The 16,469-nt window shown below is 54.2% G+C and carries 17 protein-coding genes; 12 read left to right on the top strand and 5 right to left on the bottom strand.

The window, feature by feature from the left end:
• The coding region (locus tag ABJQ89_RS21740) for a CopD family protein (protein WP_348498242.1) at positions 1–623 on the top strand (623 nt) is incomplete at its 5' end.
• Between the two features lie 21 nt (positions 624–644).
• Here the strand turns inward: ABJQ89_RS21740 and ABJQ89_RS21735 are convergent.
• The gene (locus ABJQ89_RS21735; protein WP_348498241.1) at positions 645–1,238 is read right to left on the bottom strand and encodes a Crp/Fnr family transcriptional regulator; all 594 of its coding nucleotides are present in this window, start codon (positions 1,236–1,238) and stop codon (positions 645–647) included.
• A gap of 65 nt (positions 1,239–1,303) precedes the next feature.
• Between ABJQ89_RS21735 and ABJQ89_RS21730 the strand changes: the two genes are divergently transcribed.
• Positions 1,304–1,834 (top strand): hypothetical protein, encoded by a 531-nt coding sequence (locus ABJQ89_RS21730; protein WP_348498240.1) that lies wholly within the window; start codon positions 1,304–1,306, stop codon positions 1,832–1,834.
• A gap of 55 nt (positions 1,835–1,889) precedes the next feature.
• Here the strand turns inward: ABJQ89_RS21730 and ABJQ89_RS21725 are convergent, their stop codons facing one another.
• Both ABJQ89_RS21725 and ABJQ89_RS21720 read right to left on the bottom strand, forming a co-directional pair.
• Complete coding sequence (locus ABJQ89_RS21725; RefSeq protein ID WP_348498239.1) at positions 1,890–4,388, bottom strand: ATP-binding protein; 2,499 nt, start codon at positions 4,386–4,388, stop codon at positions 1,890–1,892.
• A complete protein-coding gene (locus ABJQ89_RS21720; protein ID WP_348498238.1) occupies positions 4,388–5,113 on the bottom strand; it encodes a response regulator transcription factor in 726 nt (241 codons plus the stop codon). Before ABJQ89_RS21720 ends, ABJQ89_RS21725 begins: the two co-directional genes overlap by 1 nt.
• Before the next feature lie 237 nt (positions 5,114–5,350).
• On the opposite strand from ABJQ89_RS21720, the gene ABJQ89_RS21715 reads away from it, so the two are divergent.
• From ABJQ89_RS21715 to ABJQ89_RS21700, 4 genes are all read left to right on the top strand, one after another.
• Positions 5,351–6,373 carry an ABC transporter substrate-binding protein gene (locus tag ABJQ89_RS21715; protein ID WP_348498237.1) on the top strand — a complete coding sequence of 341 codons (1,023 nt, stop codon included), beginning with the start codon at positions 5,351–5,353 and terminating at the stop codon, positions 6,371–6,373.
• Positions 6,374–6,467: 94 nt separating this feature from the next.
• Positions 6,468–8,639 carry an iron ABC transporter permease gene (locus tag ABJQ89_RS21710; RefSeq protein WP_348498236.1) on the top strand — a complete coding sequence of 724 codons (2,172 nt, stop codon included), beginning with the start codon at positions 6,468–6,470 and terminating at the stop codon, positions 8,637–8,639.
• A gap of 10 nt (positions 8,640–8,649) precedes the next feature.
• Entirely contained in the window at positions 8,650–9,711 is a 1,062-nt protein-coding gene (locus ABJQ89_RS21705; protein WP_348498235.1) for an ABC transporter ATP-binding protein, read from the top strand.
• Positions 9,712–9,713: 2 nt separating this feature from the next.
• Positions 9,714–10,349 carry an HAD family phosphatase gene (locus ABJQ89_RS21700; RefSeq protein WP_348498234.1) on the top strand — a complete coding sequence of 212 codons (636 nt, stop codon included), beginning with the start codon at positions 9,714–9,716 and terminating at the stop codon, positions 10,347–10,349.
• Here ABJQ89_RS21700 and ABJQ89_RS21695 read toward each other — a convergent pair.
• Positions 10,338–11,393 (bottom strand): FAD-dependent oxidoreductase, encoded by a 1,056-nt coding sequence (locus tag ABJQ89_RS21695; RefSeq protein ID WP_348498233.1) that lies wholly within the window; start codon positions 11,391–11,393, stop codon positions 10,338–10,340. The genes ABJQ89_RS21700 and ABJQ89_RS21695 overlap by 12 nt on opposite strands.
• A gap of 52 nt (positions 11,394–11,445) precedes the next feature.
• On the opposite strand from ABJQ89_RS21695, the gene mnmD reads away from it, so the two are divergent.
• The 5 genes from mnmD to ABJQ89_RS21670 all read left to right on the top strand — a co-directional run bounded on the left by mnmD (position 11,446) and on the right by ABJQ89_RS21670 (position 15,464).
• Positions 11,446–12,114, top strand: a complete 669-nt coding sequence (gene mnmD / locus ABJQ89_RS21690; protein ID WP_348498232.1) for a tRNA (5-methylaminomethyl-2-thiouridine)(34)-methyltransferase MnmD — start codon at positions 11,446–11,448, stop codon at positions 12,112–12,114.
• Positions 12,111–12,986: a DMT family transporter gene (locus tag ABJQ89_RS21685; protein WP_348498231.1), complete on the top strand. Its 876-nt coding sequence runs from the start codon at positions 12,111–12,113 to the stop codon at positions 12,984–12,986. Before mnmD ends, ABJQ89_RS21685 begins: the two co-directional genes overlap by 4 nt.
• Before the next feature lie 62 nt (positions 12,987–13,048).
• Positions 13,049–13,513, top strand: a complete 465-nt coding sequence (locus ABJQ89_RS21680) for a RidA family protein (protein ID WP_348498230.1) — start codon at positions 13,049–13,051, stop codon at positions 13,511–13,513.
• Complete coding sequence (locus ABJQ89_RS21675) at positions 13,510–14,280, top strand: glycerophosphodiester phosphodiesterase family protein (protein ID WP_348498229.1); 771 nt, start codon at positions 13,510–13,512, stop codon at positions 14,278–14,280. Before ABJQ89_RS21680 ends, ABJQ89_RS21675 begins: the two co-directional genes overlap by 4 nt.
• Positions 14,277–15,464: a GNAT family N-acetyltransferase gene (locus ABJQ89_RS21670; protein ID WP_348498228.1), complete on the top strand. Its 1,188-nt coding sequence runs from the start codon at positions 14,277–14,279 to the stop codon at positions 15,462–15,464. The genes ABJQ89_RS21675 and ABJQ89_RS21670 overlap by 4 nt, the downstream gene beginning before the upstream one ends.
• Positions 15,465–15,527: 63 nt before the next feature.
• Here ABJQ89_RS21670 and ABJQ89_RS21665 read toward each other — a convergent pair whose 3' ends face one another.
• The gene (locus ABJQ89_RS21665; protein WP_348498227.1) at positions 15,528–16,016 is read right to left on the bottom strand and encodes a peroxiredoxin; all 489 of its coding nucleotides are present in this window, start codon (positions 16,014–16,016) and stop codon (positions 15,528–15,530) included.
• A gap of 93 nt (positions 16,017–16,109) precedes the next feature.
• Here ABJQ89_RS21665 and ABJQ89_RS21660 point away from each other — a divergent pair.
• Positions 16,110–16,469, top strand: a 360-nt coding sequence (locus tag ABJQ89_RS21660) for an FAD-dependent oxidoreductase (protein ID WP_348498226.1), incomplete at its 3' end; no start/stop codon positions are given.

Below are 16,469 nucleotides of genomic sequence, written 5' to 3'. Positions count from 1 at the left end.
TGCTTGCTTTGCTGTGGTCAACGCCCGTAGGTACAGCCTTTGCGTTACGGGTGATGGGACTAGGCCTGCTGATCGTCGGGTTGTTCATTGGCCGACTTGGCGTGGCGCTCACGTTGATCGGCAGCGCTCTGACACTTTGGTCTTTTACGCTGACGGGGCATATTCCCACTCTAGATAACCCGATGTTGAACGCCCTTCTACTATTCCATTTGGTTGCCATTTCCTTTTGGATCGGTGTTCTTACTCCGCTGAGAGCCTTGGCGTCAGACGCAAGCAAGATCGCAACCGCAACAGCACTTGGCGCGCGTTTTGGTAAACGCGCCGCAGCATTCGTCCCGCTGCTCATCATAGCAGGTGTATTCATGACCTACACTTTGGTCGGCTCGGTGTCGGCCTTATTCCGTAGCAGCTACGGTCAAGCGCTCCTTCTCAAGGTGTTACTCGTCGCTGGACTGCTCGGCCTCGCAGCAGCGAACAAACTTCGGTTTATCCCCCAAATGGCAAAGGGTGATACAGCCGCCGCAAAGCACTTAGCCAAGTCGATTTCCTTGGAGTGGATCGTGATTGCGGCTGTGCTCTTGACGACAGCGGTGCTGACATCCGTGTTGACTTTGCCGAACTAAAACCTGCCAATCCGCGCTAGATCAACGAGAACTTAGGCGTTTTGCTTGGTCCTTCAACACGTATTGCCCTCGCCCTGTTTGGCGAAGTCGCCCTTGATTGCACAAGGCCCGCAAGGCCCTATAGCAAGCTTCCTGTGTCAAATGAATGCGGGTCGCAAACTCTGTGACGGTCCCACTCAGATATCCCGCTGACACAGCGGCCAAAACGCGATCTTCTGCCGATTTGATCGCAGTGATCTCCAGCAAGAATCGATAACTCTGAACCTGTCGAGCCAACACCGAAGAGAATGACAAAGCGAAGTTTTGGTCATGAGACAACTGGTTTAGGATCGCATCTTTCGCGATATGCTGCACTTCGCCCGCGGCTGTACAGATGGCATCGCAGTGATACCGATCTGAAAAGACGGAGGCTTCAGCAAATAGATCACCCTCGGTTGCGCGATGCAGGGTCAACGTATCACCCGCAAGTGTGGTTCTGCTGAGCGTCACGCACCCACGTTGGACGCGGTACAGACCCGTCGTCGGCGCGTCCTGCCGAAACAAAACGTCACCAACTGAGGTTGGGATTACCCGAATGGCTGTTTCGGGCAAAGCGTTCAAAAGATCATAAGACATATGATCAAGATCATATTGTTGTAGCCATTGGTCAACTACCTCTTCAATAAATGAAGGAGGCCTCAATGACATTAACCAAAACACTCGCGATACTACTGATCAGCGCCACGCCCATGTTGGCACAACACGCTCACAGCAACCATGGTGGAGCAGGGCTTGCTGAAACCGGCCAATCCCAATTCGCCGCTATCGCCGAAATCGTGTCGGTCTTGCGCGATGATCCAGCGACGGATTGGGACAGTGTCGATATCCAAGCCTTGCGCGATCACCTCGTTGACATGGACAACGTGACAACGCGTTCGACTGTGCGTGCAGAAGAAAACGGTGCTGACATCACTTTTGAGATCACAGGCGACGGAAACGTCTCGCTCTCGATTCAAAAGATGGTAATGGCGCATAGCCCGATGTTGGCGGCGAAGACCGGTTGGCAAGTGACAACATCGCCAATTTCGAACGGGGCTGTAATGATGATCACCGTTGCCGATGAGGCGGAACGCAGCAAGATCGCTGCGCTTGGTTTCTATGGGGTCATGACGATTGGTGCCCATCATCAGGCGCACCACTTAATGATCGCCACAGGTATGTCACCACATTGAAGAAAGGCTTAACAATTCAAACCGGGACACGCGCAAAAAGCACTTAGTTGGTCACTCATCCAGTCGCGCTTTCTTTACGGAGCGCGGCTGACAAGCTCTTCGAGCTCACAGGCTTTTGGACGAAGGTGACATCATTGGCGTGAAAAGCGCTCATCGATGATTTGCCGCTGATCAGGATACGTCGCGCTTCTCGTGCGTGCTCTTTCACTTTTGTTAAGACATCCAAACCGTCTTGAGAGCCTCCCAGATCAAAGTCGCTTACGAAGAGGTCAAACGCTTCCCTTTCAACCGCCTTTAAGGCGTCTGCAGCGCTGGCAAAGGTTTTCACCTCATAGCCAAGTGCCTTTAGCGCCTTCTCGGTGACTTTGCGATCACGCTCGTTGTCATCAACCACCATCGCTTTTCCAGAAAGAAGAAATTCTGCCGCATCTACAGGGTCATCGGCGCAGGGCAGTGAAACGAGTACGCTGGTGCCTTTGCCCACCTGACTGTCGATTTCTAATTTGCCGCCAGATTGATTGATAAAACCATAGACAATCGACAGGCCAAGTCCGGTGCCACCCTCTCCAGCGCGGGTCGTGAAGAAGGGTTGAATAGCCCTGGATTGTACACTCTTTGGCATCCCCGAACCGGTATCGGACACAGTGATTTCGGCGTGATCGTCTTTCGTTTTGCTCAGGGCGATATGGATCGTTCCAGCGCTTTCGATGGCGTTGTTGCTGTTCAGAACAAGGTTGAAAATCGCAGATTCCAGCTGCCCGGGATCAGCGCGTACATGAAGCGGCGCGAGCGCTGTCGTCACCTTAAGCTGAACATCTGGTTTCAATCCTATTTCCACCAATTCGGCCATGCCTTCGACAAGCGCATTCAGATCGAAAACTTCTGGCGACAGAGGCTGCTTGCGTGCGAAGGCCAGCAGCCTGTCCGTCAGGGACGCGCCGTAATCAACTGCATTTTCGATGGCAGCTACATTGCTCGCCTTTGGCTCTTGCCCGCACAGCAGATGAGCATGCGTTCGAATGGTCGAAAGGATGTTTGCAAAGTCATGCGCCGTATCGCCAGCGAGCTTGCCGAGCAACTCTATCCGGTCGATCTGGGTCAAGCGCTCTGCCACGCGATGCTGTTCGGTGACGTCAGAGATCAACCAAACACGCCCTTCATCGGGCAAACGGCTGGCGCGGATTTCCAGTACGTCGCCTTTCGCAGATTTCAAAACCAAATGCCCACGATGCTGAACGCTCAATCCAGCGTCCTTGGCGGAATTGCCGAAAGCGGATTGATAAAGCCAGTCGACAAAGGAGGCCTTGATTTTCGTGATACCCAAAATGCGCTCAAAGGCGGGATTGGACGCTGTGAGCTTGCCTGTATTGTCGGTTATGGCGATCCCGTCCGTGATATTGGCGAATACCTTCTCAAACAGCGCATTGCGTTGATCAAGTTGCCTGTTCGAGCGGTCCAACCTGAAAGCGTTCGCGCGGAAGCTGCGAAAAGACCGAAACAAGTCGCCAATTTCATCATCGCCGCCAAGCCGACGAGGCAACACGCTGCTGCGATCACCATTGGCTAGACGCACCATTGCCTCGGACACGCGTCCGACGTTGTAAGCGATATAGCGCGACACATAGAGCGCGGCGACCAAGGCAAGACAAAGCGCGGCCAAACTGATCGTGGCGACAGAGACACGGGCGAACTGGATCATATTTGAGGAGGAACTGCGCTCTTGGGTAAGGACCGCTTCGGCGCGTTTGGCAAAGTCAGAGGCAAGTTCATTAATGTGGTTTGCATCACGCCTGATCCGAAACAGAGCATTCTGTGCATCAAGCGTCAGACCCAATTCCTCGCGCCGCAGCTCGAAAACGCCGCTGTCGCCGCGAACGAGCGCATTCAACTTGCCCAAGTACTCAGCCTGTTCATTCGCGGTATCGCCTACCACAGCTAGTTGCGCTTTGCGTTGATAGTGACGATGTTCTTCACCAACGCCGATCAGATTGTCCGCATAGGCGGCATTGAGCGCGTCAGCATTCATGCTTTGCAATGTCCACCAGATCAAACGCTCTTGCATATCTGTGCTCTGGTCTTCGACGCGTGAAATAACCTCTTCGCGCAACGTGCTAAGCTCCGCAACGCGGGCGCGCACAACCGCCTGCACTTGGTCCAAGGACTGCGAGGCCTTCACCAGATCAACGATGCCATTTTCCATCTCAATCGTCAGGGCAGTGAGGGCTTCGCGGTCCGTATCTGCGGTGCTTGAGGTCGGCCATTCACGGCGCACGCGCGCCAAGACATTAAGTAGCTTCGTGCCTTCTTGCTGAATGAGAAAGTTTGACCGTTGATTCAGCAAATAGGGCGCTGACGTTGCAAGGTCTGACGAACGTTTAGAAAGATCAATCGCTTGAGCCACCTGACCCAATGACTGTTGGTGCAACTCTTGCAGACGCGTTTCGACCCGCTGTAATGCAATCCACGTCAACGCGCTGATGCAGATGATCGCCAGCGACAAAAGCCCAAGTGCAGCCCAAAGGCGCCCTCGAACCGAACGGGGCACCAATCGCATCAGAATTGCCCGCGCACAGTATCAGTGACGAAGATATAACCTTGCCCGCGCCGTGTTTGCAGATGGACCGGTTTGGATGGGTTTTCCTCAATCTTGCGCCGCAGTCTTAGGATCAACACATCGACGGTACGATCCACGTATTTTGTCAGATCGTTTCCGAGTTCGGTCAGCAATTCGACACGGGGAATGATTTCGTTTGGCCGCACTAGGAAGTATTCTAAAAGGCGATATTCGGCATTGGTGAGCGAGATTTCATTGTCCGCCTCGTCGAAAAGAATGCGTTGTTTTTGATCCACAGTGAGCCGCCCGAAGGAGACGCGCGTTTGCTTGGGGCCAATCGCTGGGCGATCTTCTGACTTCCCATAGCGGCGCAGCACGGCGCGGATACGGGCCACCAATTCGCGGGGATTAAACGGCTTGAGCACATAATCGTCAGCGCCAATTTCCAGCCCGACGATCTTATCAGTTTCATCACCACGACCCGTGAGCATGACAATCGGCAAATCCTGAGTTCTACGAATTTCCATAGCGAGGGTTAAGCCGCTCTCATCGCGCAACTGCAGATCGATCAATACAAGGTCGAGAGACATGCGTGTCGACGCCGCGCGGTATTCAGCGATATTGGCCAAGGGGATAGGATCGAACTGGTTTTCGGCCAATAGCGCGACCAATGCGTCGCGCATTGCGGCTTCGTCATCTACAATTCCGATTTTAGGTCGTGACACGCTAAGTCTCCTCGCTCAGCCCGTATTAACACCAAGGACACGGGGCCGTCGCAGGCTTAATTGTTTCGATTGTTACAATTTCAAAGCGAGAGTGTAACGATGTTAACGAAGTTACCGCCCATCTGTAGCTTTGTTCACAGCGCTTCTGTGTCGCGCAATTGAAGCATTCCTTAGAAAAGAACAGGCACAGCACCGCGGAGGAGCGTGGTCGGTGTTAACATTCTAAGGGAGGACGGAATGAAGAAACTAGGATTAATTTCTGTTGCCGCATTGATGGCATCTGGCGCAGTCGCTTGGGCTGATGAACTCAGCGTTGTTTGCAGCGCTGAGCAAGATTGGTGTGATTTGATGGTTTCGGCGTTTGAGGCTGAAAACCCAGACACTGACGTTTTGATGGTACGTAAATCAACGGGCGAAACACTCGCGCAAATCCGCGCCGAAGCGGGCAACCCGAAGATCGACGTTTGGTGGGGCGGCACGGGCGATCCACATTTGATCGCTGCCGAAGAAGGTCTGACGCAGGCCTCTGGTGTTGATACGAGCGAGCTGCTCGGTTGGGCGCAAAACATGGCTGAGATTTCCAACGGACGCGCCGTTGGTATTTATGCCGGTGCACTCGGCATTGCCTATAATGCAGACATCTTGTCAGAAAAAAGCATCGCAGCGCCGGAATGCTGGGCCGATCTCGAAGACCCACGTTTTGTGGGTGAAATTCAGGTGGCAAACCCGAACAGCTCTGGCACGGCCTACACCGAATTGGCAACATTTGTTCAGCTCTTCGGCGAAGACGAAGCAATGGTCAAACTGACCGCGGTTGGCAAGAACGTGAATTCTTACACCAAGTCAGGCTCGGCACCGTCCAAAGCTGCGGCACGCGGCGAAACTGGCGTGTCTATTGGCTTCATGCACGACATGGTTAAGCTGGCCTCACAAGGCTTCCCGCTCAAGATCGTCGCGCCTTGCGAAGGCACGGGATATGAGGTCGGCGCAGTGTCTATCATTGAACGCGCGCGTAACTTGGACGGCGCAAAAGCATGGGTTGAATTTGCTTTGAGCGCTGAAACCCAGTCGCGCGCGCCGGAAGTCGGCGCATTCCAGGTTCCATCAAACTCGAATGCGACAGTGGCACCTGAGTCGCCCGATCTCGCTTCGATCAAACTGATCGACTATGATTTCGCGACCTACGGTTCAAGCGAAACACGTAGCCGTCTGTTGGCGCGTTGGGACGAAGAAGTCGGCGATCCAAACCCACAACAATAAATATCCATAGTCCATTGGGCCGCTTTTTGTCGGCTCAACGGGAACAGATGTCCCGCCTTGGCGGGGCATCCATCTTATTTACGTGGAAAAACACATGAAAAAGACAGTCTTGATTTGGCTGCTGATCGGTCTTGCCGGTTTTGTATTGCTGCCTTGGCACATGACCGAGGACGGTTTGTTTGATCCCTCTTGGATTATTGATGGCGTGGCTTCGACCGGTTTGCGGAACGTTTTCGCGGGTCAATGGTGGTTGGCCCCATCGGGCATCGCGCTTGCCCTTGCATTGATCCTGCAATTCACAATTTCCGAACCTGTGAAGCGGGCGCAAATGACGCTCGTGACAGCCCTAGCAGGTCTCGCCTTTATGGCGCTACAAGGGCTTGCCATTGTGCGCGCAGGGCCACGCATTTTTGAAGGTCTTTTGACGGGCGATGTCATCATGGCGGGCCAAGCAGGCATGGGCGCAGGAGCGGGAATTTGCGCAATTGCCTTGCTGTTTGCCGCAACGGTTTCACTGTCTCAATCGGGCAAAGGGCAGGGGGATGCCTTTGTCGTGAGCACGATTGGCTTGATCATCGCCCTTGTTGCGATCTTCGTGTTCTTCCCTGTTATTCACATTCTTGTACGCGCCTTTGAGGTAGAAGACGGCTATTCGCTGACCCAGTTTTTCCCGCGTTTCTTTAGCAGTGATATCTGGGGCCTTGGCTGCCTGATCGGCGCCCGTTCTTGCGGGGTAGCGATCAACTCACTCTTCCTTGGAGTTATGACCGGCCTAGGGACAACCCTGCTTGGTCTCACCTTTGCGCTGATATTCACACGCACAGATTTCCGCGCCAAGAAATTGCTGCGTGTTCTGACCGTGCTACCAATTATTACGCCCCCCTTTGTGATCGGACTTGCCTTGATCCTTCTGTTTGGTCGCGCTGGCACAGTCACGGAATTCTTTGCCGACATGTTGGGTTGGGAAAAAACGCGCTGGCTCTATGGGTTTTGGGGTGTCTACTTTGCGCAGCTTTTGTCCTTCACGCCAATTGCATTCCTTGTTCTTATTGGTGTCGTGCAAGGCGTCAGCCCCTCGATGGAAGAAGCCTCGCAAACCTTGGATGCGGACCGTTGGCAAACATTCCGATTTGTCTCGCTTCCCCTCATGCGCCCCGGTCTTGCGAACGCTTTCCTACTGGGCTTCATCGAAAGCATTGCAGACTTCGGCAATCCCTTGGTACTGGGGAGCGGCTATAGCGTTCTGTCGACCGAGATTTTCTTTGCGATCGTTGGTGCCGTGGCCGACCCTGCAAAAGCGGCGATCCTAGCCATCGCGCTTCTATCGCTCACGATGACGGCCTTCATGGCGCAGCGTTTGTGGCTTGGGAAAAAATCCTATGCGACAATCACAGGCAAGGCGGACAGTGGTCAAAACGCCAGCTTGAACCCGATTTTGCAAGCAACCTGCTATGCCGTGGCTTTGCCATGGGCCGCTCTAACAATGATCGTCTATTCGATGATCATTTTCGGAAGTTTCGTGAAACTCTGGGGATACAATCACAGCTTTACCTTCGATCACTACATTCGGGCCTTCGGCATCGATTTCGCCAATTGGCGGCTCACTGGGGTCGCCTGGGATAGCTACTTCACGACGCTGACCATCTCGTCCATCGCGGCACCCCTCACGGCCTTGGTCGGTCTGTCTACCGCTTACCTCTTGGTGCGCCAAAAGTTCGTCGGTAAGGACCTTTTCGAATTTTCCACGATGCTTAGCTTTGCCATTCCCGGCACTGTGATCGGGGTGAGCTACATCATGGCGTTCAACTTCCCACCCATTGAACTGACAGGAACGTCGATCATCCTGATCATCGTGTTTGTCTTTCGCAACATGCCCGTCGGTGTGCGGGGCGGTATTGCCGCGATGAGCCAGCTTGATAAAAGCTTGGATGAGGCGTCGATCACGCTCGGTGCGAACAGTTTTACCACCGTGCGCCGTGTGATCCTGCCGCTGATGGGACCTGCCATCTTGGCCGCGCTGACATACAGCTTTGTGCGGGCGATCACCTCTGTCAGTGCTGTGATCTTCCTTGTCAGCGCCAAACACAACATGGCTACTGCCTTTATCGTTGGACGGGTTGAGAACGGCGAATTCGGTCTCGCCATCGCTTATTCTGCTGTGCTGATCGTCACAATGCTGGCGGCCATTCTTCTTCTACAACTTTTGGTCGGTACGCGCCGTTTGCGCCGTACTGACCGCGTTCAAAAAGCCGCAAAGGCGGCGTGAGGAAATGAACATGACAAATACGCAAACTGGTTCCGTTCGTTTTGAAGGTGTCGTCAAGAAATACGGCGATGTCACAGCGCTCAAGAAACTGGACTTGGCGATTGAGCCCGGCAAGCTGGTGACCCTCTTAGGGCCAAGCGGCTGTGGAAAAACCACAACCCTACGTCTGATCGCAGGCTTGGAAATGGCGACGCAGGGCAAAATTCTGATCGGCGGCGAGGACGTCACGCATTTGACTGCGACCTACCGGAAGGTGTCGATGGTGTTCCAATCCTACGCCCTGTTCCCGCATATGACAGTACGTGAAAACATCGCCTACGGCCTGACGGTGAAGTCCGTGCCAAAGGCCGAAGCCGCTGCAAAAGCAGAAGAGGGATTAGAGCTTGTCGGTCTCGCCGGTTTTGGCGACCGCCTGCCTAGCGAGCTGTCGGGCGGCCAGCAGCAACGTGTCGCCGTGGCCCGCGCTATTGTGTTGGAACCCGAGGTTTTGTTGCTCGATGAACCCCTCTCCAATCTGGACGCCAAATTGCGCCGCCACGTGCGCGAAGAAATCCGTCAAATTCAACAGCGCCTCGGCCTGACAGCTGTCTACGTGACCCACGACCAAGAAGAAGCGATGGCCGTGTCAGACAATATCATCGTCATGAACAACGCAGAAATTGCCCAAATCGGAACGCCAGCTGACCTCTATGAAGCGCCAAGTTCGGCTTTCATCGCTGACTTCATTGGCGATGCGAACCTCGTTGCGTGTGATGTGGAAAAGGCGGCAAACGGCTTGGCATCCGCGGTTCTGGACGGCCAACGTTATACTGTGCCAAGCCCTGAAATCGCAAAAGGGGCCGCTCAAATGGTCTTGCGTCCTCATGCGCTAAAACTTGGTGCGCCGGGTGGATCGGGCTTAAAGGGTGAGGTCAGCTATGCCGCGTATTTGGGTAAAGAAATTCAATACACAGTCGAAACCGATGTTGGATCTTTGTTCATCATCGCGCCGGTTAAGGTAGACCCGTTTAAACAGGGTGACGTAGTCTCGGTCGAGATTGAAACAGACCACGCGCGCATTGTGGGCGTATAGTCGTGCAGTCCACTTATACCCACGCGGGCAAGTCTCATGACTTGGTGTCTGATGATTGGTTAGATGTCATCGTGGCCGAAGAATTCGACGCAGTGATTTTTGATTGCGATGGCACGTTGATCGATAGCGCGCAGGTGCATACGCTCTGTTTGCAAGCGGGAACGCAAGAGCAAGGGCACGAGATGTCAGCGCAATGGTATACTGCGCGAAATGGTCTCGACAGGAAGAGCCTGTTTGAAGCCTTTCGCGATACCATTGGCGCAGAGTTTGATGTGGAACGCGCATGTCAGAGGAGCATCACAAATTATGAAAACGTGGCCCACCTCGCGCGCCCTATCGAAGCAACCATCAAGCTCGCAAAGGCCTTGCAGGCACGCTCCATACCATTGGCAATCGCATCCAATGGGGAGCGCTCTGTGTCAGATCTTTTGCTCACGAGCGTGGGCATTAAGGAGTTGTTTGAAACTGTCGTTTGTATTTCAGACAACGTCCCGCCAAAGCCATCTCCTGCAATGTTCGAATTAGCGGCTGAGCGTCTAGGACATGCGAATGGCAAGGTTTTAGTGCTCGAGGATTCGCCCCAAGGCGTCCAAGCCGCCAAGTCGGCTGGTATGAGCGTCATTCAATTAAGAGCGTGAGCGTATCGACGCTTCGGGGCGAAAGCCTTCTGGAATGGTGTCGCAGCCATCGAGAATGAGATCTGCCATAACCTCAGCGATCTTGGGCGCCATGCCGAACCCAATCTTAAAACCGCCATTGGCAATAAATGCACCTTCCCGCAACGGGTGATGACCAATCATCGGAGCGCGCGAACGAGAGCGCGGGCGTACACCCGCCCAACGTTCGATAACTGGCGCATTTTGCAATATGGGAAAAGACGCGCGCGCACGGGCGATCACGTCGTCGATTTGGTCATCGACGCTATCGGGGTCATCGAATTCTCGTTCTGTCGTGGAACCAATCGCAACCGTGCCATCCTCGTGCGGGATGATATGCAACGCGTCCGCGAAAAGTTGCGGCGCGTCTTGGGCGGCAGGGTACTTCAAAACGGCCGCTTGCCCCTTTACGCCATTGCCAACCGCTTGGTCCATCTGCTCCGCAATATGCGCAAGGCCACGCCAACCTGTTGCCTCAACGATTATGCCCTCGGGTGTGCCGCGTTCAATGACTTGGCAGCCTTTCACTTTCAGCGCGGCCTGCAAAGCAGCGCATGTCATACGTGGGTGCATCCGCCCGCTAAGCGTATCACTTGCAAGCAACCCGCTTTCGCTCTTCGGTGCCCAATCTCCCACATCTGATGCATTGATGATGTCAAACCGCGCGCGCCCTTGCCAAAGCTCAATAGCGTTCAAGGATCGCGCTTTGGCGAGCTCAAGCGCGCGATCATCATTTAAGGGCTGCAACCGGCCCGAGCGCGCATAGCCGGTAGATTTACCACCAATCTGCTCAATTGTGCGCCAATATTCTTCCGCCATCATCAGGCTTTCGAATTGGAACTGCTTTTTGTCGTTCCAATTTTCGGGCGTATGCGGGGCCAAGGCACCGACGACGCCGCCACTTGATCCAGCGCCAACGCCATGGGGATCAATCACTTGCACCTTTGCGCCGCGTTGAACGCAGCTCCACGCAATCGAAAGCCCGAAAATCCCCGCGCCATAGATTGTGATATCGGCCATTGCCATTTGCGCTGCCTCATGTCCAATGCATCTAGCACGCTCAGTAAGGCAAGACGCGATGAACGACCAGACAGATGCATTGGATTGGAACGACGACGGGGTGCCGATTTCGCGGCGTTTCGATGATCCGTATTTTTCATTCCACGACGGTTTGGCCGAAACGCGGCATGTGTTTCTGGCTGGCAATGATTTGCCAGCGCGCTTTGTCGATGGATTTCACATTGCCGAGCTTGGCTTTGGCACGGGATTGAATGTGCTGACGGCGTGGCAAGCATGGCGTGAAAGCGGCATAGGCGGCACGTTGCACTTCACCAGTTTTGAAGCCTTCCCTCTCGAAAAGGCGCAAATGGAGACGGCGCTTGCGGCCTTTCCAGAATTAGAGAACCTCGCGGCAGAGTTTCTTGCGGCGCTGGGTGCAGATGGTGCAAATTGCCAAGGGCTCAAATTTAACCTGATCGTTGGCGATGCGCGTCAAACCTTACCTGCATGGCAAGACAAGGCAGATGCGTGGTTCCTTGATGGGTTTTCCCCTGCGAAAAATCCTGAACTTTGGGGCGAGGAGCTGCTCAATGAAGTGGGCGCACATACGAAGCCTGGCGGAACCGCCGCGACGTATACAGCCGCGGGCCATGTGCGCCGCAGCTTAGATGAGGCTGGATTTGATGTGGAACGCGTCAAAGGGTTTGGACGCAAGCGTCACATGAGCGTCGCGAGCCTGCGCGCATGACCCAAAACAACACCTCGCTCGGTATCGGCTTGATGATCGCGACGACGTTCATTTTTGCGATGCAAGATGGCGTTTCACAGCATTTGGCGCGCGAATATAATGTTATGATGATCGTGATGATCCGCTATTGGTTTTTTGCGGCTTTCGTCATCACCATCGCTGCGCGCGCACCGGGTGGTTTGCGCAAAGCGGTACGAACAGAGCAACCCAAGTTGCAAATTTTCAGGGGCGTTTTGCTGGTCGCTGAAATCTGTATCGCCGTTCAAGGGTTCGTTTATATCGGCCTTATCGAAAGCCATGCGGTCTTTGCCTGTTATCCCCTGATCATCGCGGCCCTGTCAGGTCCGATCTTGGGGGAACAGGTGGGGTGGCGGCGCTGGGCCGCGATTGGCGTAGGTTTCATTGGTATGCTCATCGTATTGAAACCAGGCGCGGGCGTCTTTTCACCCATGGCGCTGATCCCATTCGCCACGGCTGTGATGTTCGCTCTGTATGGATTGTTGACACGCTATGTGGCGCGAAAAGACAGCGCAGCGACCAGTTTCTTTTGGACAGGCGTCTCAGGCGTTGTTGTTGTCACAATCGCTGGCGCAATGTTCTGGGAGCCTATGAGCCTGCGCGATTGGGGTTGGATGGGGCTACTCTGTTTGCTCGGTGCAAGCGGACACTTCCTATTGATCAAATGCTATGAGGTCGCAGAGGCAAGCGCTGTGCAGCCCTTTGCCTACCTACATCTGGTCTGGGCCTCTGCGCTGGGGCTGTTGGTCTTTGGCGAAACCCTTCGATCCAATGTCGTCATTGGCGCATTGATCATCGTGTTTGCTGGCGTCTTTACATTACTTCGTGAACGGGCCAAAGCGCGCCAAGTTTGAGGCTTGCGCGCGCGTCTTGTGCGTGCTTGCCTGTCATTAACAAAATATGAAGGAGAACGGGTATGAGCGGAATTTTTGAAAAGAAACTTGCTGAACTTGGCGTGACATTGCCGGATGCCCCTGCGCCAGCCGCGAACTATGTGCCATTCGTCCAAATCGGTGATCTTGTTCATGTGTCTGGGCAAATCTCAAACGATGCTGATGGTTTCATCACTGGCAAGCTCGGCGATACAATGGATGCAGAAGCGGGCGCAGCAGCTGCGCGCACTTGCGCAATTTCGCTGCTCGCTCAGGCCAAAGCTGCATGTGGCGGCGATTTGGATCGCCTTGTGCGCGTCGTGAAATTGGTGGGCTTTGTGAATTCAACGGCGGACTTTGGGGACCAACCAAAGGTGATCAACGGCGCGTCTGATTTCATGGTCGAAGCACTGGGCGATGCGGGTCGTCATGCACGCTCGGCGGTGTCTGCTGCGTCTTTGCCTTTCGGCGTCGCAGTTGAAATCGAAGGCATCTTTCAGATCAAATGATATCGTTGGACCCCGCTTTTCTAAACACGCCTTTAACCCATCGCGCTTTGCATGATGTTGATCGCGGACGGCCCGAAAACAGCCGCGCCGCAATTCTGGCCGCGATAGAGGCAGGTTATGGCATCGAGATCGACGTTCAACTGTCGTCCGATGGAAAAGCGATGGTCTTTCATGACTATGATCTAAGGCGGCTCGCCCATGATAGCGGCCCGATTCAACAACGATCTGCTAACGATCTTGGCCGTGTGATTTTGCGCGGCAACGACGAGGGCATTCCAACATTGCCTGAGGTGCTTGAACTTGTGGCTGAGCGCGTGCCGCTCCTGATCGAAATCAAAGATCAAGACGGGGTCATGGGCACTAATGTAGGGCGGTTAGAGCAGGCAGTCGCCAAAGATATCGAAGGGTATCACGGACCACTGGCTTTGATGTCGTTTAATCCGCATGCTGTGCAACAACTGGCCATTCACGCGCCAAAAATTGCGCGCGGCATTGTCACCAGCTCCTACACTGCGGAAGATTGGCCGCTTTTGCCAAAAGGGACACGGGACCGTTTACGCGGCATCCCGGATTTCGACACAGTTCGGGCGAGCTTCATTTCGCATCAGGTTGATGATCTCAACGCGCCTCGCGTCAGTGATCTCAAAGCACGCGGCGCGCATATTTTGTGTTGGACCGTCAAAAGCGCCGCACAAGAAATCGAGGCCCGTAAGGTGGCAGAGAACATAACCTTTGAACAATATCTGGCCGAGATTCCAAAAGCATGAGTGCGCAAGACGTCGAGATCGAAGTCATCGGCAGCCTAAGCCAGATCGAAGCTGCGGATTGGGACGCTTGCGCATGTCCTGAGACAGCAACAGGCGGTGCGCCGTTTGATCCTTTTAGCACCTATCGATTTCTCAGCGCATTAGAGCAAAGCGGGTCGGTTGGCACAGGCACGGGATGGCAGCCGCAATATCTGCTGGCGCGCTCAAATGGTGAATTGATCGGTGTTGCGCCGATGTATGTGAAATCAAATTCTCAGGGCGAATATATCTTCGATCATAACTGGGCCCATGCGTATGAAAATGCTGGTGGTCGATATTACCCTAAATTGCAGGTCGCAATTCCCTTTACACCAGCAACCGGACGACGCCTGCTCGTGAAAGCGGATGTAAAAGAAACTGCGCAATCCGCGTTGATCCAAGGCATGGTGCAACTGGCTGCGAACAACGAACTATCGTCTTTGCACATCACTTTTTGCACCGAAGAGGAAAAAGAGGCGGGCGCGCAAATGGGCTTGCTGTCGCGCACCAGCCAGCAGTTCCATTGGGTGAACGATGAATACGGCAGCTTTGATGCGTTTCTCGCCTCAATGTCCTCTCGTAAACGCAAGAACATTCGAAAAGAGCGCGAACAAGCCAACGCATTTGGCGGTGAGGTGCGTGTTCTAACGGGCGCACAGATCGAACCGGAGCATTGGGATGCCTTTTGGCAGTTCTATCAGGACACCGGTGCACGCAAGTGGGGCACACCCTATCTGACGCGCGCCTTCTTTGACATCGTTCACGAAACGATGCGCGATGACATGTATCTTATCCTCGCAGAACGGGATGGTGTTCCTGTTGCGGGCGCTTTGAATTTTGTGGGGCGCGAAACGCTCTATGGCCGGTATTGGGGCTGCATCGAAAATCATCCCTGCCTGCACTTTGAGCTGTGCTACTACCGCGCGATTGATATTGCGATTGAACGTGGTCTCAAACGTGTCGAGGCGGGCGCGCAAGGTGAACACAAACTCGCCCGTGGCTATCTGCCTGTGACAACCCATTCGCTCCATTGGGTTGGGGACAAAGGGTTCTCAGAGGCGATTGAACAGTATTTGAAAGCAGAGCGATCCGCGATCGAACAGGATATCGAAGTGCTGACCGACTACGGCCCTTTCAAAAAAGCCAACGTTCAAGAGCACGAATAGAGATCGCCCAACGAAAAAGGCGCACCCGAAAGCGCGCCTTTGAGGTCTGAATTCACTCAGTGCTTACATAACGTCGAGCAGGCCTTCACCAGCAGAAACTTCGCATGCGCCAGGGCTTTCTTCTTCGTTCAACGCGACCACAACGCCGTTTTCAACAAGCATCGCATAGCGCTTGGAACGGGCAATCAAACCAGCAGGGGGTGCATCAAAATCCATGCCAATCGCCTTGGTGAATGCGCTTTCCGCATCAGATAGCATTGTGATGCCCGCGGCTGCCGCGCCCGTCGCATCGCCCCATGCTTTCATCACAAAAGGATCGTTAACAGAGATGCAGATGATCTCGTCCACGCCTTTTGCATCAAACTGATCCTTGGTGCGGATAAAGCTCGGAACATGTGCAGAGTGGCATGTCGGGGTAAAGGCACCGGGTACAGCAAACAGCACAACTTTTCGTCCGTTCAGCTTCTCGGCTAATGCCACAGGTGCGGGACCTTCGTCGCCGATTTGAACCAGTGTTGCTGCGGGAAGCGTGTCGCCTTTGGTGATTGTCATGAGAGTCGCCCTTGTTGGAATTGCGTTATCTTCTCACAACGATATAGGGTCTGTGCAGGCTTTCGCCACAGGTTTTAAGAAGGGATCGCAGATATGACGCATTTTGTTGTGATTGGAGCAGGTCAAGCAGGTGCTTCGCTTGTGGCCAAGCTGCGCAGCTCCGGCTTTGACGGGGACATCACCTTGATCGGTGAGGAGGCCGTGCCCCCCTATCAGCGTCCGCCTTTGTCCAAGGCCTACCTCTTGGGCGACATGGCGTTAGAGCGGCTCTTTTTGCGTCCAGAAAGCTATTATTCAGATCAAAACATCACCCTGAAAACGGGCGCCGCGGTTTCCAAGATTGATGCTGCCAAGCGCGAAGTGCTTTTGGCTGGTGAAGTGCTTCACTATGATCAACTGGCTCTCACGACGGGGTCTTCCGCGAACACGCTGCCCGCTGTAATCGGCGGCGCG

Origin of the sequence: Planktotalea sp. (assembly GCF_039984035.1) — a bacterium.
In the GTDB taxonomy this organism is placed as follows: Bacteria; Pseudomonadota; Alphaproteobacteria; order Rhodobacterales; family Rhodobacteraceae; genus Planktotalea.
This window is presented reverse-complemented; position numbering and strand designations above follow the sequence as displayed.

What these genes read in the sequence shown, in the direction of transcription:
- ABJQ89_RS21735 (WP_348498241.1), bottom strand. Translation starts at nt 1,238, where the DNA reads ATGTCTTATGATCTTTTGAACGCTTTGCCCGAAACAGCCATTCGGGTA.
- ABJQ89_RS21730 (WP_348498240.1), top strand. Translation starts at nt 1,304, where the DNA reads ATGACATTAACCAAAACACTCGCGATACTACTGATCAGCGCCACGCCC.
- ABJQ89_RS21725 (WP_348498239.1), bottom strand. Translation starts at nt 4,388, where the DNA reads ATGCGATTGGTGCCCCGTTCGGTTCGAGGGCGCCTTTGGGCTGCACTT.
- ABJQ89_RS21715 (WP_348498237.1), top strand. Translation starts at nt 5,351, where the DNA reads ATGAAGAAACTAGGATTAATTTCTGTTGCCGCATTGATGGCATCTGGC.
- ABJQ89_RS21710 (WP_348498236.1), top strand. Translation starts at nt 6,468, where the DNA reads ATGAAAAAGACAGTCTTGATTTGGCTGCTGATCGGTCTTGCCGGTTTT.
- ABJQ89_RS21705 (WP_348498235.1), top strand. Translation starts at nt 8,650, where the DNA reads ATGACAAATACGCAAACTGGTTCCGTTCGTTTTGAAGGTGTCGTCAAG.
- ABJQ89_RS21695 (WP_348498233.1), bottom strand. Translation starts at nt 11,393, where the DNA reads ATGGCAATGGCCGATATCACAATCTATGGCGCGGGGATTTTCGGGCTT.
- mnmD (WP_348498232.1), top strand. Translation starts at nt 11,446, where the DNA reads ATGAACGACCAGACAGATGCATTGGATTGGAACGACGACGGGGTGCCG.
- ABJQ89_RS21685 (WP_348498231.1), top strand. Translation starts at nt 12,111, where the DNA reads ATGACCCAAAACAACACCTCGCTCGGTATCGGCTTGATGATCGCGACG.
- ABJQ89_RS21680 (WP_348498230.1), top strand. Translation starts at nt 13,049, where the DNA reads ATGAGCGGAATTTTTGAAAAGAAACTTGCTGAACTTGGCGTGACATTG.
- ABJQ89_RS21675 (WP_348498229.1), top strand. Translation starts at nt 13,510, where the DNA reads ATGATATCGTTGGACCCCGCTTTTCTAAACACGCCTTTAACCCATCGC.
- ABJQ89_RS21670 (WP_348498228.1), top strand. Translation starts at nt 14,277, where the DNA reads ATGAGTGCGCAAGACGTCGAGATCGAAGTCATCGGCAGCCTAAGCCAG.
- ABJQ89_RS21665 (WP_348498227.1), bottom strand. Translation starts at nt 16,016, where the DNA reads ATGACAATCACCAAAGGCGACACGCTTCCCGCAGCAACACTGGTTCAA.